15 protein-coding genes, 1 tRNA gene and 1 pseudogene are annotated in these 16,982 nt (G+C 44.1%); 10 read left to right on the top strand and 7 right to left on the bottom strand.

Going from position 1 to position 16,982, the window contains the following annotated elements; all coding sequences use genetic code 11:
* The first annotated feature begins 109 nt into the window (after positions 1–109).
* The 3 genes from QUA34_RS24515 (at position 110) to QUA34_RS24505 (ending at position 4,158) form a co-directional block, all read left to right on the top strand.
* Positions 110–2,530, top strand: a complete 2,421-nt coding sequence (locus QUA34_RS24515) for a sucrose synthase (protein ID WP_333389667.1) — start codon at positions 110–112, stop codon at positions 2,528–2,530.
* 612 nt (positions 2,531–3,142) lie between these two features.
* Positions 3,143–3,853, top strand: coding sequence for a peptidoglycan-binding protein (locus QUA34_RS24510; RefSeq protein ID WP_333326593.1), 711 nt, complete (start codon positions 3,143–3,145; stop codon positions 3,851–3,853).
* A gap of 223 nt (positions 3,854–4,076) precedes the next feature.
* A tRNA-Leu gene (locus QUA34_RS24505) sits at positions 4,077–4,158 on the top strand.
* Positions 4,159–4,409: 251 nt separating this feature from the next.
* Here the strand turns inward: QUA34_RS24505 and QUA34_RS24500 are convergent.
* Positions 4,410–4,604 (bottom strand): transposase, encoded by a 195-nt coding sequence (locus tag QUA34_RS24500; protein WP_333326652.1) that lies wholly within the window; start codon positions 4,602–4,604, stop codon positions 4,410–4,412.
* Positions 4,605–4,831: 227 nt separating this feature from the next.
* Positions 4,832–5,119 carry a hypothetical protein gene (locus QUA34_RS24495; protein WP_333326595.1) on the bottom strand — a complete coding sequence of 96 codons (288 nt, stop codon included), beginning with the start codon at positions 5,117–5,119 and terminating at the stop codon, positions 4,832–4,834.
* Positions 5,120–5,390: 271 nt separating this feature from the next.
* Between QUA34_RS24495 and QUA34_RS24490 the strand changes: the two are divergent.
* Together QUA34_RS24490 and QUA34_RS30270 are read left to right on the top strand one after the other, a co-directional pair.
* A pseudogene (locus QUA34_RS24490) lies at positions 5,391–6,404 on the top strand (transposase); the annotation flags it as partial.
* Between the two features lie 21 nt (positions 6,405–6,425).
* Entirely contained in the window at positions 6,426–6,689 is a 264-nt protein-coding gene (locus QUA34_RS30270; protein ID WP_445242843.1) for a transposase, read from the top strand.
* On the opposite strand, the gene QUA34_RS24480 is transcribed toward QUA34_RS30270, so the two are convergent.
* Positions 6,658–6,927 (bottom strand): mechanosensitive ion channel domain-containing protein, encoded by a 270-nt coding sequence (locus QUA34_RS24480; protein ID WP_333326597.1) that lies wholly within the window; start codon positions 6,925–6,927, stop codon positions 6,658–6,660. The genes QUA34_RS30270 and QUA34_RS24480 overlap by 32 nt on opposite strands.
* Positions 6,928–7,200: 273 nt before the next feature.
* On the opposite strand from QUA34_RS24480, the gene ahcY reads away from it, so the two are divergent.
* From ahcY to QUA34_RS24465, 3 genes are all read left to right on the top strand, one after another.
* On the top strand, positions 7,201–8,478 hold the full coding sequence (ahcY, locus tag QUA34_RS24475; RefSeq protein WP_333082580.1) for an adenosylhomocysteinase: 1,278 nt from the start codon (positions 7,201–7,203) through the stop codon (positions 8,476–8,478).
* Positions 8,479–8,653: 175 nt separating this feature from the next.
* The gene (locus QUA34_RS24470; RefSeq protein WP_333326599.1) at positions 8,654–9,256 is read left to right on the top strand and encodes a DedA family protein; all 603 of its coding nucleotides are present in this window, start codon (positions 8,654–8,656) and stop codon (positions 9,254–9,256) included.
* 176 nt (positions 9,257–9,432) lie between these two features.
* On the top strand, positions 9,433–10,857 hold the full coding sequence (locus tag QUA34_RS24465) for an NADP-dependent isocitrate dehydrogenase (RefSeq protein WP_333326601.1): 1,425 nt from the start codon (positions 9,433–9,435) through the stop codon (positions 10,855–10,857).
* Positions 10,858–11,042: 185 nt separating this feature from the next.
* On the opposite strand, the gene QUA34_RS24460 is transcribed toward QUA34_RS24465, so the two are convergent.
* Positions 11,043–11,651: a glutathione S-transferase N-terminal domain-containing protein gene (locus QUA34_RS24460; RefSeq protein WP_333326603.1), complete on the bottom strand. Its 609-nt coding sequence runs from the start codon at positions 11,649–11,651 to the stop codon at positions 11,043–11,045.
* A 137-nt stretch (positions 11,652–11,788) separates the two neighbouring features.
* Here QUA34_RS24460 and QUA34_RS24455 point away from each other — a divergent pair, with 137 nt between their 5' ends.
* Together QUA34_RS24455 and QUA34_RS24450 are read left to right on the top strand one after the other, a co-directional pair.
* On the top strand, positions 11,789–12,181 hold the full coding sequence (locus QUA34_RS24455; RefSeq protein WP_333326605.1) for a DUF2358 domain-containing protein: 393 nt from the start codon (positions 11,789–11,791) through the stop codon (positions 12,179–12,181).
* 299 nt (positions 12,182–12,480) lie between these two features.
* Positions 12,481–13,653: a TRC40/GET3/ArsA family transport-energizing ATPase gene (locus QUA34_RS24450; protein WP_172188640.1), complete on the top strand. Its 1,173-nt coding sequence runs from the start codon at positions 12,481–12,483 to the stop codon at positions 13,651–13,653.
* A gap of 123 nt (positions 13,654–13,776) precedes the next feature.
* On the opposite strand, the gene QUA34_RS24445 is transcribed toward QUA34_RS24450, so the two are convergent.
* From QUA34_RS24445 to QUA34_RS24435, 3 genes are all read right to left on the bottom strand, one after another.
* Positions 13,777–14,070, bottom strand: coding sequence for a hypothetical protein (locus tag QUA34_RS24445; protein WP_333326607.1), 294 nt, complete (start codon positions 14,068–14,070; stop codon positions 13,777–13,779).
* On the bottom strand, positions 14,060–14,356 hold the full coding sequence (locus QUA34_RS24440; RefSeq protein ID WP_333326609.1) for a BrnT family toxin: 297 nt from the start codon (positions 14,354–14,356) through the stop codon (positions 14,060–14,062). The genes QUA34_RS24445 and QUA34_RS24440 overlap by 11 nt, the downstream gene beginning before the upstream one ends.
* A 111-nt stretch (positions 14,357–14,467) precedes the next feature.
* Positions 14,468–16,783 carry a DNA phosphorothioation-associated putative methyltransferase gene (locus QUA34_RS24435; protein WP_333389663.1) on the bottom strand — a complete coding sequence of 772 codons (2,316 nt, stop codon included), beginning with the start codon at positions 16,781–16,783 and terminating at the stop codon, positions 14,468–14,470.
* Positions 16,784–16,982: the final 199 nt, after the last annotated feature.

Below are 16,982 nucleotides of genomic sequence, written 5' to 3'. Positions count from 1 at the left end.
TTTTAAAATGGCATTAAAAAAAGTAGCCCCCTAAAAATAAAGGGCGATACTCACAAAGTATCGCCCAGTTTTACAATGAAAATCAAAAATTCTAAATAAGGGAGTATGTATGTCGGAACTCTTTCAGGCTGTTATCGCCAGCGACGAAAAAACCGACTTGCGTCAGTTTGTGAGCGATTTGCACGCTTTGGGAAACAAATATTTACTGCGAAACGACATAGTTAACGCTTTTGCCGCCTACTGCACCAAATACGAAAAGCCTGAAGAGTTCCATCAATCTTCTCATTTAAGCAAATTAATTTACTACCTTCAGGAAATTATCCTCGAAGATGGCAGCCTTTGCGTCCTGCTGCGACCAAAAATTGCTACAATGGAAATAGTGCGAGTTGCAGACGACTTGACTGTTGAGCAGATGACAGTGCAAGACTTGCTCGATGTGCGCGATCGGTTCGTCAACCACTTTCACCCCCACGAAGGCGACATTCTCGAACTAGATTTCGGGCCTTTTTACGATTATTCCCCCACAATTCGCGACCCCAAAAACATCGGCAAAGGAGTGCAATTCCTCAACCGATACCTGTCCAGCAAACTATTTCAAGACGCCAGACAGTGGCAGGAAACTCTATTTAATTTCTTGCGGATTCACCGCTACAACGGCGTACAATTACTAATTAACGATCACATAAAATCCCAAGAACAACTTTCAAAACAAGTCAAAAAAGCCCTCACCTTTGTTAGCGAACTTTCTGAAGAAGAATCCTACGAGAGATTTCGACGGGTTTTGCAAATGATGGGTTTCGAGGCAGGTTGGGGAAATACCGCCGCCCGCGTGCATGAAACCCTAGGACTTCTTGACGAATTAATTGATGCCCCCGATCCGCAAACCCTAGAAGCATTTATTTCTCGCATCCCGATGATTTTCAACATCGTCCTAGTTTCTCCTCACGGCTGGTTCGGCCAAGAAGGAGTTTTGGGGCGACCGGATACGGGAGGTCAGGTAGTTTATGTCCTCGATCAAGCCAAGAGTTTAGAGAAACAACTGCAAGAAGATATTCATCTTGCCGGCCTCGATAGTTTAGGCGTCAAACCTAAAGTAATTATTCTCACCCGGTTAATTCCTAACAGCGACGGCACGCGCTGCAACAAACGTTTAGAAAAAGTTCACGGCACAGAAAATGCTTGGATTTTGCGGGTTCCCTTCCGGGAGTTCAATCCCAAACTGACTCAAAATTGGATTTCGAGGTTCGAGATTTGGCCTTATTTGGAAACTTACGCGATCGATGCAGAAAAAGAACTGTGGGCTGAGTTTCAGGGCAAGCCAGATTTAATTGTCGGCAACTATTCAGACGGCAACTTGGTAGCGTTTTTGCTATCTAGAAAACTCAAAGTTACTCAGTGCAATATTGCCCATGCGCTAGAAAAATCTAAATATTTGCTCAGCAATCTTTACTGGCAAGAATCCGAGGAAAAATACCATTTTTCGCTGCAATTTACGGCCGATATAATTGCCATGAATGCAGCTAATTGTATTGTCAGCAGCACCTATCAAGAGATTGTGGGCCAACCCGATAGTGTTGGTCAGTACGAATCTTACAAGCGTTTTACCATGCCGGATTTGTACCACGTTGTGAACGGGATTGAACTGTTCAGCCCTAAATTCAACGTCGTGCCGCCGGGAGTTAACGAAAGTGTGTACTTTCCTTACACGCGGATAGAAGACCGGGTGCAAGGCGATCGCGATCGGCTCAACGAAATGCTGTTTACTCTAGAAGACCCCGAACAAGTCTTTGGAAAACTCGACGATCCGCACAAGCGCCCTTTATTTTCGATGGCCCGGCTCGATCGCATTAAAAACCTGACAGGCTTAGCAGAATTGTTCGGAAAAAGCCAGGAATTGCAAGAAAAATGCAACTTAATTCTAGTAGCTGGCAAACTACGGGTCGAAGAAACCGACGATTACGAAGAAGCAGAAGAAATTAAAAAGCTCTACGCAATTATCGACCAATACAACCTTCACGGTAAAATTCGCTGGTTGGGAGTGAGGCTTTCCAAAAGCCTGTCTGGCGAAATCTACCGGGTAATCGCCGACACCCAAGGTATATTTGTTCAGCCAGCATTATTTGAAGCTTTCGGATTGACTATTCTCGAAGCAATGATTACCGGTATTCCTACTTTCGGGACGCAGTTTGGCGGCCCGCTGGAAATCATTCAAGATGGCGTAAATGGGTTTTATATCAACCCGACCAACCACCAGGAGACTGCCCAAAGAATTCTCGATTTTTTATCGAAATGCGAACACAATCCCAACTATTGGTATGAAATTTCAACGCGAGGAATTGACCGAGTTTACAGCACGTATACCTGGAAAATTCACACTACCAAGCTGCTGACGCTGGCGCGGACTTACGGTTTCTGGAACTACTCGTCCAAGGAAAACCGCGAAGATATGCTCCGCTACATAGAATCGCTGTTTTATCTCATTTACAAGCCAAGAGCAAAGGCTTTATTGGCAGAACACGCAAGTCGATAAGTCGCGAGTTTTGCTTTTTATCTCAAATCCGTTGGTATCGCCATTATTCATCTCTCTCTTCCCTTTCTCTGTATCCTCTGCGTCAAGAGGGGTTTAATAATTCCCATACAACCGAAATTGATATTACGGGGAGATTGAAGGAAAAAACTTCGTTTTTCATAGATCAACTCTGTAGAAAATTCGCCTGTAAAGATTTGTGAATGACGGCAGGTTTTGTACCATAAGACTGAGGCTAAAAGACGTGGTTTATACGAAAATATGAGCTTTGGTAACGAAACATTTCGGAATCAAGTGGGTTTATTAGGAATAGTGCGAACCGGCCCCTACTTCTAACAGGTAAGTTGTGAGTGCTGGTGTCCCGAGTGCTGAAATTCTAGAGACCGGGGCAGATATAGCAACCGCGCCAGACGCTTAGAACTTTCTGAATGGCTCAAACCAATGCGGTCTATTACCCCTTCCCTCGAACTTCTTCTTACCCGATAGCGAAGTAGAAGGGCATTCTTCCTTCTTGCTTTTGCTATATGTCTCAGAAAGCTGTCCGGGTAATACAATTAGATTTAGAAACTTGAAAACAGGGAAACCTTGTCAAACCTTACTAACAGGATGAAATTTATGCGTGTGACTACTGTTACGATTTTCAGCTTGATCGCTCTGCTCGCTCCCGGCTTAACCCGAAAGGCAATTGCTGCTTTTGACTCCGAGCCCTTGGTGCAGGAACAGTACCGCAGAGACTTTACGGCTCCCGCCGATCCGGGTGCGTCAGCATCGCCCGATGGAAAGTCCGAAGCAGATATGTTTAACAAGCCTTTTTACGCGGGCGAGCAGGCGCCAGTCAGAAAGGAAAAAACTATCTCGGCGGGAGCTGACGGGCCAGAAGTTGCCGCCATACAGCAACGGTTGCAGGTGCACAGTTTCAAGGTGGGGACGATCGACGGTTCCTATGGCTCTCGCACTACATCGGCGGTTCGTGCCTTTCAGCAGTCTAAGGGTTTGAACTCAGACGGCATTGTGGACAAAGAAACTTGGACAGCTTTAGCAGCAGATCCGGCGCCTGCTCCTGAAACTGTGCAGAACAATGCTCCAATTCTGAGCAATGCTGCTGTTGCCGGCAATCCTCCAGCTCTTCTAAATAAAGGCACTGTCGGTTCCAAGGTGAAGACGCTACAGGTGCGTTTGGAAATGCAGGGTTACGATCCGGGCCCGATCGACGGCATTTTTGGCGCTCGCACTGCTACGGCTGTCAAGAACTTTCAGAAATTTAAGGGTTTGACGGTTGACGGCATGGTTGACGAAACAACCTGGAAGGCGCTGGGTCAAAAGTAAGCGAGGAGTAAAACATACGGAAAATTGCTGTGGCGATAACTCATGATTGAACCCGGTGTGCCAAAATGACCGGGTTTCTCGATGTTGGGCGATCGAGCAATTTGGTCATCCGCCTGCGGATTTATCAGTGGGTCGCTGTGTTTTATCTAAAATCTAAAATCTAAAATCTAAAATCGATTGACCGATCGCTCTGTTGTGTGCTATAGTATTAAAATGTCAAAATGCGGATATGGCGGAATTGGCAGACGCGCCAGATTTAGGTTCTGGTTCCGAGAGGAGTGAAGGTTCAAGTCCTTTTATCCGCATAACAGATTGTATTCCCAAACGAAAAACCCCCACCCTTGGTTTAGCAGAGTTTTTGCTGCCTTGTGAACGGCATCCCGGAATTGAAGGTTGTGTTACAAGCTGCCATTTTTGCCAAGGGCTTTGAAGGCTATGTCCTTGATTCTATCGTGGTTTTGACTCTTGTTGTCACCCCGTCCGGGCTTTTGCTAACTCTTGATAATTAGGCGTCTTGATAGAACGGAGAATATTTTTAAGTTTTGACCATAAATTTTCACGCTTGTGAGAAATCGGGCGAATAGGGCGACAGGTATATTAATTTTGCCTCTTTCTCTTTAATGGCTTTTTCTACTTCTTCTCCGGTATGAATAGTACAATTATCCAGCACTACACAAGCACCTTTCCATAACTTTGGCACTAATTTTCTGATAATAAAAGCCTCAAATGTAATTCCATCAGTTGTACCTATTAAATTAACTCATGTTAGGACTTCTTTGACCGATATAGCTCCAATTATTGAGACATTTCTTCGGCGTTTATTCGGTTGTGATCACGAGAGCTCTTGAACCTTTTAGAGATCGAGCATATAACCTAACCATTGCCCAGTTTACTCCACATTCATCAATGAATATTAAGTCGTTCAAACAAACTTCTCTAATTTTTTGCCAGAACTCGTATCGCAGGTTCTGAACCCTGTCAGTGCCTTTGTCTGACGGGAAAAGAGTTTTTTTTCAAAGTCATGTTTAAGAGTTTTGCCATTCTTCCCATCGTTGCTACGCTGATGGTAAAACCAATTTTTTGGTACAGTAAATAACGGAGTTCTTCGAGAGTTGCATCATTGTTTGCTTCAATCAATTCCGCTACAATTAGCAGTTGTTCTGCATTCAGTTTTAATTTGACTCCACATCGCTCAGTGCGAGGAGCAATGTTTTGGGTGTCACGATACTGTTTAACCCATTTTTGGACAAAACTCTGAGGCTCCACAAAAACGCTTAGCTATTGCTCTTTGTGACAGCGGTTCATTATGGTACACATCCATAATTTTTTGTCTAAAATCAAGAGAATAACTTTTCATTTTTACTAATGCGTGATCCTTGCTAAAATTTGAGATAGTTGTCATTCTAGTGACTGCGGGTCGAGCGACTACTGCTCGAAGAGCGCCCCATTTAATTAGAACTGTATAACATTTTGAAGTTCTATATTTTTCACTCCGTTTAAGTCAGTTATATTATACCTCATCTTTCTAAGAAATGCTATAGATGCTCCCTCGGCCCCAGCCGACATTAGTTATCCTACCGACTTAGGACTATTAAACGGAACCAGATTTCATACCGACAAAATTATAGGTATCCTGTATAAATAACTCAAATATCAAACCAATAAAAAAACAAGAACCTACTGTAATATTGCCAAAAAAAACTACTTAGCAGTAGCGAAAAAAAGACGATTAACCCGCAATAAAATAAGACGAAGCCTTAAGAAATAACTCCAATACATCAAAAGAAATCTCGCTCATATTGAACAGCTAATCGAGTCAGGTGCGACCCTAGAAAGTTTGAATAAAAAGCAATATAAAACCTTCCTAGTCCTCACGGAAGTCTATCGTCAACAGCTATGGTTATTTGACAACAATAAACAGAGTATTGAGGATATAATAGTAAGTTTAAGTCAGCCCCACATTCGCCCAATAGTCAGAGGAAAAGCCGGAAAAAGCGTAGAGAGGCGAGCCAAACTATCAGCCAGTTGCTTTGAAGGGTATGTATTCTTAGACCGGATGAGCTGGGATAACTTTAACGAATCTGGGGACTTAAAAGCACTCTTTAGAAGCATATCATAGGATCACAGGATATTATCCAGAGTCAGTTCATGCAGATCGAATTTATCGAAATCGAGAAAACCGAGCTTGGTCTAAAGAAAGAGGAATTAGAATCAGTGGCCATCCTTTAGGAAGACCTCCAGCAAATGTGAGTAAAGAAAAAAAGAGGCAAGCATTGGAGGATGAGAGAATTCGCAACGCGATTGAGGGAAAATTCGGACAAGGTAAACGAAGATTCGGTCTGAATCGAGTGATGGCTAAACTTGATAATACATCTGGTAGCGTTATTGCAATTACTTTTTTGGTAATGAATCTTTCTACCTGTGGCGCCGGTTTTTTTGTGTGTTTTTATGTCTGTTTGGAAAAAGAACACCTGTTTTGGAAGCGATGATAATCTTCCCTTCTAATAGGAGTGGATTAATACATAAAAGACTTATATTAAATCGAGCTTGAATATATCGATCGCTCCTGTTATTGGGAAAGCAATGGATTATTCAGCAAGCCCTAATTAGTCACTATAAAATTGACATAATTCCAAATCATGCACAAGTATTTTTTAGAGAATCTGCATCAACAATTGAGAATTATTTTGAGGGTATTTGCAACTACTGTCTTGATCGCACCACAAGTGGAGTCATGGAAGGAATCAACAATCGGATTAAGTTGATAATGGGGCAAGGGTATGGTTTTTCTAATTTTAATAATTTTAGGAATCGCGTAGCTTGCTTTTTTGATTAGATAAACTTGTAACCATAAGTTCAGGAGAGCCAGTTGAACGCCGCAAAATCTTTTCAAGAGTACCTTCAAAGCCTTCTACAATTATCCGATCGCCCAATTGAAACGGTTCGTGCCACAGCAACAATATTTCCGCTAAAAAGTATTTGAAGATGTCTGGGAACGGGAAACTAATCCCTACTGAACCAAGTCCTAACCAACTGATGATATCTGCAGGCTGCCAAGCTGGGAACGCAATCACGCAGGCCCTCAAACTGCCAGCCACCCAAGTGAGAGTGTCAAATAATTCAAGAATGCCACGCTAACACAAAAGATTGAGCTCGATCGCCCGACAAGAATGTTTGACTCTCACTGTGCGGGTGACTCCATCGACTAGCTCGCTAATCATTAAAACACAATCAAAATTTAAGATTAGCAGCGCCGACCCCGATCGAGTAAAATCACAGCACTTGCCCCCCGATGGGTTAATCTGCTAAAACTAACAAAGTTTGATGATTTCTGAGAAATAACATACATGGTTGCTACATCCGTCAAGATTAAACACGAAGTCAAAGACTTGTCCCTCGCCCCCTTGGGAAAGCAACGCATCGAGTGGGCCGGTCGGGAAATGCCCGTTTTGCGGCAAATTCAAGAACGCTTCGCTAAAGAAAAGCCTTTCGCTGGCATTCGCTTGGCTGCTTGCTGCCACGTAACCACAGAAACCGCTCATTTGGCAATCGCCATCAAACTCGGCGGTGGCGACGCCGTACTGATCGCCAGCAACCCCTTGAGCACTCAAGATGACGTAGCGGCTTGCTTAGTTCAAGACTACGGCATTTCCGTCTTCGCCCTCAAAGGAGAAGATGCGGCTACCTACGAACGTCACGTCTACACAGCCCTAGACCACCGCCCCAATATTATCATCGACGACGGCAGCGACGTGGTAGCGGCACTGATCCAACACCGCCCGAACCAAATTTCCGACTTGATCGGAACTACCGAAGAAACTACCACCGGCATCGTGCGCCTGCGGGCCATGTTGAAAGACGGCGTGCTGACTTTCCCCGCAATGAACGTCAACGACGCCGACACCAAGCACTTCTTCGACAACCGCTACGGTACCGGTCAATCTACCCTAGACGGCATTATCCGCGCTACCAATATTTTGTTAGCCGGTAAAAATATTGTGGTTGCAGGTTACGGTTGGTGCGGCAAAGGCACGGCACTGCGCGCCCGTGGTATGGGTGCTAACGTAATTGTCACCGAAATCGATCCGATTCGGGCGATCGAAGCAGTGATGGACGGTTTCCGCGTCATGCCGATGGACGAAGCAGCAACAGTCGGAGATATATTCATTACTGTTACCGGCAACAAACACGTCATTCGTGCCGAACATTTCGAGACAATGAAAGACGGCGCAATTGTTTGCAATTCCGGTCACTTCGACATTGAAATTGACCTCAAATCCCTCGGTGCAAAAAGCACCGACGTGAAAACAGTCCGGTCTTTCACTCAAGAATATCACCTCAATAATGGCAAGTCGGTTATTGTGTTGGGCGAAGGTCGTTTGATCAACTTGGCAGCAGCCGAAGGACACCCCAGTGCCGTGATGGATATGAGCTTTGCTAACCAAGCTTTAGCCTGCGAATATCTAGTTACGAACAAAGGCAAACTAGAGCCTGGTATTCACTCAATTCCCGTGGAAGTTGACAAAGAAATTGCCCGTCTCAAATTGGAAGCAATGGGTATTCACATTGATACTTTGACTGCCGAACAAATTGAGTACACAAACTCTTGGACTTCGGGCACTTAATCATAGTATTCTCGTTCCCGGGCTCGGCCTGGGAATGGATACAAGGAGGCTCTGCCTCCCTCAAGGGGAGTCGAGGCAGAGCCTCTAGATATGTGTTCCCAGGCACAGCCAGGGGATGAACAATGACTAATGACTAATGACTACTGACTTCTTCTTACCAAATTAGTGAATCAAAATGGTTGAATGGATAACTAACACAATGCAGTCGATGGGCTATCTCGGAATAGGGCTGTTGATGTTTTTAGAAAATCTTTTCCCCCCCATACCCTCAGAATTGATTATGCCACTGGCAGGATTTACGGTATTCCAGAACAGAATGGAGTTTTCACCGGCGATCGCAGCAGGAGTAATCGGTACAGTTCTGGGGGCGCTTCCCTGGTACTATGCTGGTAAATTATTGAGCGAAGAACGCTTGAGGAATTTAGCCGACAAATACGGCAAGTGGATCACAGTATCGGGCGCCGATATTGACAAAGCAAATAGATGGTTTAACAGACACGGCAACAAAGCCGTGTTTTTGTGTCGCCTCGTACCGGGAGTTCGTACCCTAATTTCTCTGCCCGCTGGCATCAATAATATGCCTTTAATTCCTTTTTTAATCTACTCAACAGGCGGCACTCTTTTATGGGTAACTTTTCTGACTTTTGCCGGATATAAACTCGGGGAAAATTATACACTTGTAGAGGATTATCTCGGCCCGGTTTCCAAAATAGTTGTGGTGATTATAGTCATCTGGTGTATTTTATGGATAGTGAAGAAGAATATGCAAAAAGAATAAAATCCTAGATAAATGCAGACATCCCCAAAAACATCTGCGTTTATCTGCGTCTATCTGCTATTATCTGCGGTTAAAAATCAAGTTATCAAAAATTTATACAAATATTTAGGATTGATTGAGGTTTAGGCAGACAATCGTGGCAAAATAGGGAACATTCCTATCCGCGCTGTTAAGATATGTACGAAAAAATTGTAGCCCCAACAACAGGTTCTAAAATTACTTTCAAAGACGGTTCGCCGATCGTCCCCAATGACCCGATTATTCCCTTCATTCGCGGCGACGGTACCGGCGTTGACTTGTGGCCTGCATCCCAGAAAGTCATGGATGCTGCGGTAGAAAAGGCTTACGGTGGCGATCGAAAAATCAACTGGTTTAAAATCTATGTAGGCGACGAAGCCTGCGATGTCTACGGTACTTACCAATATCTGCCCCAGGATTCCTTAGACGCCATCAAAGAATACGGAGTCGCCATCAAAGGGCCACTGACAACCCCAATCGGGGGCGGCATTCGATCGCTAAACGTAGCTTTGCGGCAAATTTTTGACCTTTACGCCTGCGTGCGACCCTGCAAATATTATGCTGGAACACCATCGCTACACAAAACTCCTGAGCTCCTAGACGTAATTATTTACCGGGAAAATACAGAAGATATTTACCTCGGAATTGAATGGGCAAAAGGCAGCGAAATCGGCAAAAAATTGATTGAATTCCTCAATAATGAGTTAATTCCAGCAACACCAGAACATGGCAAAAAACAAATTCGCCTCGATTCTGGCATCGGAATTAAACCCATTAGCAAAACAGGTTCTCAGCGTTTAGTACGGCGTGCCATTACCCACGCTTTGCGGTTGCCGAAAGATAAGCAGCAAGTGACTTTGGTGCACAAAGGCAACATCATGAAATATACTGAAGGAGCTTTCCGAGATTGGGGTTACGAATTAGCAACCACCGAATTTCGCCAACAGTGCGTAACTGAAAGAGAGTCTTGGATTCTGGGCAACAAAGAAAAAAATTCCGACATTAGCTTAGAAGATAATGCTCGCCAAATAGATCCGGGATACGATGCTTTGACCCCAGAAAAACAAGCCAAAATTCGTCAAGAAGTAGCCGACGTTCTGTTTGCAATTTGGGACAGTCACGGCAGTGGCCAGTGGAAAGAAAAAATCATGGTCAACGACCGAATTGCTGACAGTATTTTCCAACAAATTCAAACCCGACCGGCCGAGTATTCGATTTTGGCGACAATGAATCTAAACGGGGATTATTTGTCCGATGCGGCCGCCGCCATTGTGGGTGGATTGGGTATGGGCCCTGGTGCGAATATTGGTGATGAATGTGCAGTTTTTGAGGCCACTCACGGCACTGCACCGAAACACGCTGGTTTGGATAAAGTCAATCCCGGTTCCCTGATTTTGTCCGGGGTGATGATGTTAGAATACATGGGATGGCAGGAAGCAGCAGACTTGATTAAGAAGGGTTTGGGAGCGGCAATTTCTAATGGTGAAGTTACTTACGATTTGGCGAGGTTGATGGAGCCGCCGGTGCCTGAGTTGAAGTGTTCGGAGTTTGCTGAGGCGATTATTAAGCATTTCGCTGATTGAGTTTGAGGGCTTTTTTTGAACGGGCTAGAAGCCCGTTCCACAACCAGTAAACTTGCTTTGTAGGCCGTTGCTCCTAGCCCGCCCGCTGTTTATTAAGAACGGGCTAGAAGCCAGTTCCACAAAAGTCAACTTGCTTGTGGGCCGTTGCTCCTAGCCCGCCCGAAAATACAATTTACATGGGGGGTTTATAATGATGGAACAGCCATTCCGCGCTCAACTGCGGGACGTTTCTGCAAGGTTTCTACCCAACGTTTGAGGTGGGGGTGGTTGTCGAGGGTTAATCCTTGAAATTCGTAAATAGCAACCCAGGGATAGGTAGCAATGTCGGCAATAGAATAGTCGCCGCAGATATATTCATATTTTGCTAGTTGAGTGTCTAATACTCCGTAGAGGCGCAAGGTTTCTTTTTCGTAGCGCCCAATCGCATAGGGAATTTGTTCGGGTGCAAAGCGTTTGAAGTGATTTAGCTGACCAAACATCGGGCCGACGCTGGCCATTTGAAACATCAGCCACTGCATAACTTGAAAGTATTTTTGTTTGTCTGTGGGCAGAAATTTACCGCTTTTTTCAGCAAGATAGATTAGAATAGCGCCCGACTCGAAGACGGTGATGCCGTTATCTCGATCAACTATCGCCGGAATTTTGCTGTTGGGGTTGATTGCGATGAACTCTGGGCTAAATTGGTCGTTTTTTGTGATGTCGATGACGTGCACGTTGTAGGGTAAACCTATTTCTTCGAGCATGATCGAGACTTTGCGACCGTTCGGTGTGGTAAAAGTGTAGAGGTCAATCATAGTTGTGATGTTAAGTTGAAAGTTGGCAAGGCAGGAAATAACCCGATATATTATCACAATTTGGACGAGAATTGCGAATTTTCGCTTTCTTGTGTTAAAATTATATTCTAATAATATAAAAATAACGATCGCTCGAAATGGACATTATTGAAATTCTCAAAGACGATTATCAACGATTTCCCGATAATCAGACTTACAGCATCTATGCAAAAGATGTTTATTTTGAAGATCCGGTGAATCGATTTACCGGAGTCGATCGCTACCGCAAAATGATCGGGTTTATGGGGACTTTTTTTCAGGATGTAAATCTAGATTTGCACGGGATTTCGCAGTCGGGAGATACTATAGACACTCGCTGGACTCTGAGCTGGATCGCACCGCTACCTTGGAAACCGAAAATGGCGATCGCCGGTAGGAGCGAACTCAAAATCAACAGCGACGGTTTAATTGTTTCTCACATCGATTACTGGAACTGTTCGCGGTTGGATGTGCTCAAACAGCTTGTATTTCCCCTAAAATCTAATGTTTGAAAATTGTTCTTAGGTTGGTTAGCAATAAAAAATGGTGTTTCAAGAGCGAGATCCCTTTTTTAACCGCAGATGTTAGCAGATAAATACAGATGAACGCTGATGGATTTTTATTTATTGCAATTGATATCGGAGATAAATAATTTTAACTGAGCTTGACATGGCAGCAATTTCGTGTACTGCTGGAAAAGCGCTGTGTTCAGCGGTGGGCGATCGCCAAAATTAAGCGCCCACTAAATTAATCTCTGTTACAGAACGTTACAATAAAGAAGTAAAGAATTTTCAGGCGAGCTAAACAATCAATGCGCTTAATATTAATGACCGGAAAAGGCGGCGTCGGCAAAACCTCCGTAGCCGCTGCTACTGGGCTGCGATGTGCCGAATTGGGATACAAAACCCTAGTGCTGAGCACAGATCCCGCTCACTCCTTAGCCGACAGCTTCGACATGGAACTCGGACACGATTCGCGGCTGGTGAAACCGAATTTGTGGGGAGCAGAATTAGACGCTCTCAGGGAATTAGAAGGCAATTGGGGAGCAGTTAAGCGCTACATTACTCAAGTCTTGCGAGCGCAGGGGCTCGAAGGGGTGCAAGCTGAAGAATTAGCCATCTTGCCAGGAATGGATGAAATCTTCGGTTTAGTGCGGATGAAGCGGCATTACGACGAAGGCGAATTTGATGTTTTAATTATCGATTCTGCTCCGACTGGCACAGCATTAAGACTGCTAAGTTTGCCGGAAGTGGGCGGCTGGTACATGAGAAAATTTTACAAGCCGCTGCAAGGCATATCAGCCGCCCTTAGACCTTTAGTTGAACCTATTTTTAGACCAATTGCGGGTTTTTCTTTACCGGACAAAGAGGTGATGGATGCACCTTACGAATTTTACGAACAAATCGAAGCTTTGGAAAAGGTTTTAACTGACAATACTGTCACTTCGGTAAGGTTAGTTACCAATCCCGAAAAAATGGTAATTAAAGAATCTCTGCGCGCTCATGCCTATTTGAGTTTGTACAATGTAGCCACAGATTTAGTAGTAGCTAACCGGATTATTCCCGCAGAAGTAACTGACCCATTTTTTAAACGCTGGAAAGAAAGCCAGGAACAGTACCGTCAGGAAATTCACTCAGATTTCATGCCGCTGCCAGTTAAGGAGGTGCCACTTTATTCAGAAGAAATGTGCGGTTTGGCAGCTTTAGAACGGTTGAAAGAAACGCTTTACAAAGACGAAGACCCCAGTCAAGTTTATTACAAAGAAAATACGATTAAGATCGTTCAGGAAAACAATCAATATAGTCTTGAACTGTATTTGCCGGGAATTGCTAAGGATCAGATCCAGTTGAGCAAAACGGGAGATGAGTTGAATGTTCGGATTGGGAATCATCGCCGTAATTTGGTGTTGCCGCAAGCTTTAGCGGCGCTACAACCTTCGGGGGCGAAGATGGAGGATGATTATTTGAAGATTAAGTTTGCTTAACAACACTTACGCACTATCAACCTAAAAAACCCGGTTTCACCCTTGAGATAGTGAGGCATAAACCGGGTTTTTGACCTCGCGTGCAGGTATCGATCGCCTTTTTGTACTGCTGGCTAGATACAATTAACATGATTTAGTATGAACCACTTCCTTTAATGCCTCATCAATCACTGCATCGCTGACACCTCGACGCTTCAAACTTGCTACTAATGCTGTTACTGTCTCGCTCTCAAATCGTTCTAAATCAACGCGCAAACCTTGACCGATATAAGCACGAATTAATGGCTGATAACCCGAAAAACCCAACAATGGTGCAACTTTTTTTAAATCTTCCACAACATCTTCGGGCATACGAATCGTCACGCTAGTCATTGGACGGTTGCGGTTTAATCGCTGCTTTAATGCTTCAACCTTCATACTCTGCCCTCTCCTGACGAGTTGCTTTACGTGCTGAAATAATCCGAATGACATTTTCTTCACGCTCAATGTGAACCACATACAGTAGATTCCACCGACTATCTAGCCCAATCACAGCATCACGCGCTTCCTCATTGCGGCTGGCATCAACGACAACTAGAAATGGGTCAAAGAAGGATTCAGTAGCTTGTTGAAAAGTAACCCCATCATGATTCGTGGGATTTATCCGCGCTTTTCCTTCGTCCCATACAAAGGTAATGCCATTGAGCACGAAGTATACATTCATGCTCCCTAGTATAGGTAAAATGTATTTACAATGTCAATACGTTATTCACAAAAAACGATCGTTTTCAAACTACTGCCAAAGCCTCAATTGTAAACGCCTCACCAACAAATTTCAACTAGGTTCGCCACTAACATCTCCCTCTTCTTTTCCCTCCTCTGCGTCCTCTGCGGTTTGTTCAATCTTTCGTGGATTCAACTCAATCTTTTTCTGCTGACGTTCCGACGCAGCTTTTTGCAGCATTTTCAACCTTTCTGGGTCAGCATTCGCTCGCCAAAACAACGTATGATCCTTAATTTTAACGCAGTTTTCCTCCAAACACTTCACCCATTCCCGATACTTTTTAACTACGCCACGATCTAGAATCCCTAACTTTTCTTCTTGGCGGGTTAGTTTCGCAAACTTGTCGTAATGGGGATAACTAGCAGTAACAAAAGCTTCTTTTCTAACTAAAATTGGCGGATTATACACATCAGAAAAGTCTTGATAGCTGACCGAAAGATCGCGCAAATCTATGTGCATAGAAGTGTGAAGGGCTGGATGCGGGTTAGTGTCAAAATCGGGATAAAATAAATAGGAAATTTGAGGTTTGCGAGCGTGAAATTTGATGATTGTAGCGCCGTCAAGCCTGCCAATTGTGCGGTTAGCGCAGCCTTCGTACAGACGCAGCAAAGGGTCTAGTTCTTCTACTGCAGAGACGTGAACTGAAAGGGAACCGGGCTGTTTGTAGCCGATCGCACTATCTTCGCAACAGTCAGCCACAATATCAGGTTTTCCCAAACTATATAGCATTAAATCAGCCAAAGTGCAAGCTTTTTGATAATTGTCAAACAAACCTTTGATGTCGTTGCGGATTTGAGCCGGGAGTCGGCGCATCGAAGGCCGCTCGCCCAAACCGTTGAGAGCGAGATATACCAGCAAATCCTGGCGGCGCTTGTCGGCGATTCTCTCCCAATCATCCGCATCCGTTGCTTGCAAAATCACCCTCCAAGCGCGATTAAAACTGTGAAATTCCCCCTTAATCGCCGATTCTTCCGCTAGTTCGCCTTTAACAGGAAGCCGGCCTCGATCGCTCACAAAAGCCATCAAAGGAGCCAACATTTCCGCATAATCCTCAAACCGCTTAACTTGCGATCGCACCCTGGGAGTCGATAAGTGCGATCGAAACCGAGAAGCGCGAAAACCTTCACCCTCCGCAGCATCCCGAAACACAAAATAAATCCCCAAAGCCACAGGAATCGCATCAACATTCAAAACTTGGTCAATATAAACCTTCAACTCTTCTTGTTCGTAATACTTCTGAAAAGTATTCCGAGAAGTAATCACCCCATCCCCGTAAGCAATTTGACCTCGATCACTATCATCAATCAAAACCTGAGCCGCCACAACTAATAAATTCTTAGTTAATTCCCAAGCATTCAGCAACGCTTCTCGGCGTTCCGCCAAAGATTCAATGACATTAATCACATAACCAATATTCACAATATCAGCACAAATTCGCGGAGTATCCGGCTGATAGTATGGGTCCCAACCAGAAATAGCATAACCCTCTTGTGCAATATATTTAACATCCCCACCGAAACCGCAACCGTAATCAAAAAAAGTCGCGCCGTCCCTCGCTAAATCAGCTTCTAAAACCAGACGCAGAGGTTTAGAAAGCGAACTGCGTACCATTGCAGCTTTGTGTCGCTCGATCTTAGGAATTGATAGCTCACTATTCTCCTGTTTCAAACGCTCGACAACAGTATGATCTTGGATTTCTACACCGCAATATCCCAAATATTTGAGCCAACCCTCGCGAGTGCCGATAACGCTAGTATTGTCAAGCAGCCCCCACTTTTCCTCGCAGCGAGTCAGCCTCGCAAACTTTTCGTAATTGGGATAATCCGCAGCTACAAAAGTTTCCTTCCGGTGCAAAACAGGAGGATTTTCGCTGTTGCTGTAATCGAAATATTTCACTTCCCCTGTTGCTAGATTAATTTGGATGCTGGTTTGCAAAGCAGGATGAGCATCTGTATCGAAATCCGGGTAAAAAAGATAAGATATTTTAGGTTGATGGAGTGAAAATTTCACTAAAGTTGCTTCATCAATATTTTCGAGAGTGCGTCTGGCACAATTTTCGTAGATTCCGATGACAGGGTTGAGTGTCTGCAAAGCCGAAACGTGAACGTAAAAAGCCGTAGGTAATTTTTTCCCCACCTTGCTTTCGCGACAGCAGCGAGCCACTTTTGCTAGGAGATTGTCAACACATAAATTATTGTTTTCATCTTGTGGGTACGGCACAACATTTACAGAATCTTGCTCAGAGATAGCCTGGTTTTCATACAATAAAACTTCCCGAGCAAAAACCCTCAAAGGCGTTAGCATTTTTTCATCATTTTTTAATGAATTGCTATTTAAAATAGTGTTTGTACTGGGATCGTAATTCATAGCTAAATTAATTATTATTTTTAATTAACCGCAGAGAACGCAGAGAACACGGAGTGACTAAAGAAAGAAACAAAATTTTCCTAGATTTTTTCTAGTTAGGATGCACACTCCGTACCGTAACGCTCTATTTCTTAGTCTCTTAGAGAGAAACTTCGTTTTTGTAATGGCGATTTTAATTGCCGACTACGAGCAACTATGA

This window comes from Microcoleus sp. POL10_C6 (assembly GCF_036701585.1).
Lineage (GTDB): Bacteria > Cyanobacteriota > Cyanobacteriia > Cyanobacteriales > Microcoleaceae > Microcoleus.
The sequence above is the reverse complement of the archived record's forward strand: the minus strand, read 5'-3'. Positions and strand labels throughout refer to the sequence as shown.

Bases quoted from the DNA above. Each gene is read 5' to 3' on its own strand.
- QUA34_RS24515 (WP_333389667.1), top strand. From the start codon at position 110: ATGTCGGAACTCTTTCAGGCTGTTATCGCCAGCGACGAAAAAACCGAC.
- QUA34_RS24510 (WP_333326593.1), top strand. From the start codon at position 3,143: ATGCGTGTGACTACTGTTACGATTTTCAGCTTGATCGCTCTGCTCGCT.
- ahcY (WP_333082580.1), top strand. From the start codon at position 7,201: ATGGTTGCTACATCCGTCAAGATTAAACACGAAGTCAAAGACTTGTCC.
- QUA34_RS24470 (WP_333326599.1), top strand. From the start codon at position 8,654: ATGGTTGAATGGATAACTAACACAATGCAGTCGATGGGCTATCTCGGA.
- QUA34_RS24465 (WP_333326601.1), top strand. From the start codon at position 9,433: ATGTACGAAAAAATTGTAGCCCCAACAACAGGTTCTAAAATTACTTTC.
- QUA34_RS24460 (WP_333326603.1), bottom strand. From the start codon at position 11,651: ATGATTGACCTCTACACTTTTACCACACCGAACGGTCGCAAAGTCTCG.
- QUA34_RS24455 (WP_333326605.1), top strand. From the start codon at position 11,789: ATGGACATTATTGAAATTCTCAAAGACGATTATCAACGATTTCCCGAT.
- QUA34_RS24450 (WP_172188640.1), top strand. From the start codon at position 12,481: ATGCGCTTAATATTAATGACCGGAAAAGGCGGCGTCGGCAAAACCTCC.
- QUA34_RS24445 (WP_333326607.1), bottom strand. From the start codon at position 14,070: ATGAAGGTTGAAGCATTAAAGCAGCGATTAAACCGCAACCGTCCAATG.
- QUA34_RS24440 (WP_333326609.1), bottom strand. From the start codon at position 14,356: ATGAATGTATACTTCGTGCTCAATGGCATTACCTTTGTATGGGACGAA.
- QUA34_RS24435 (WP_333389663.1), bottom strand. From the start codon at position 16,783: ATGAATTACGATCCCAGTACAAACACTATTTTAAATAGCAATTCATTA.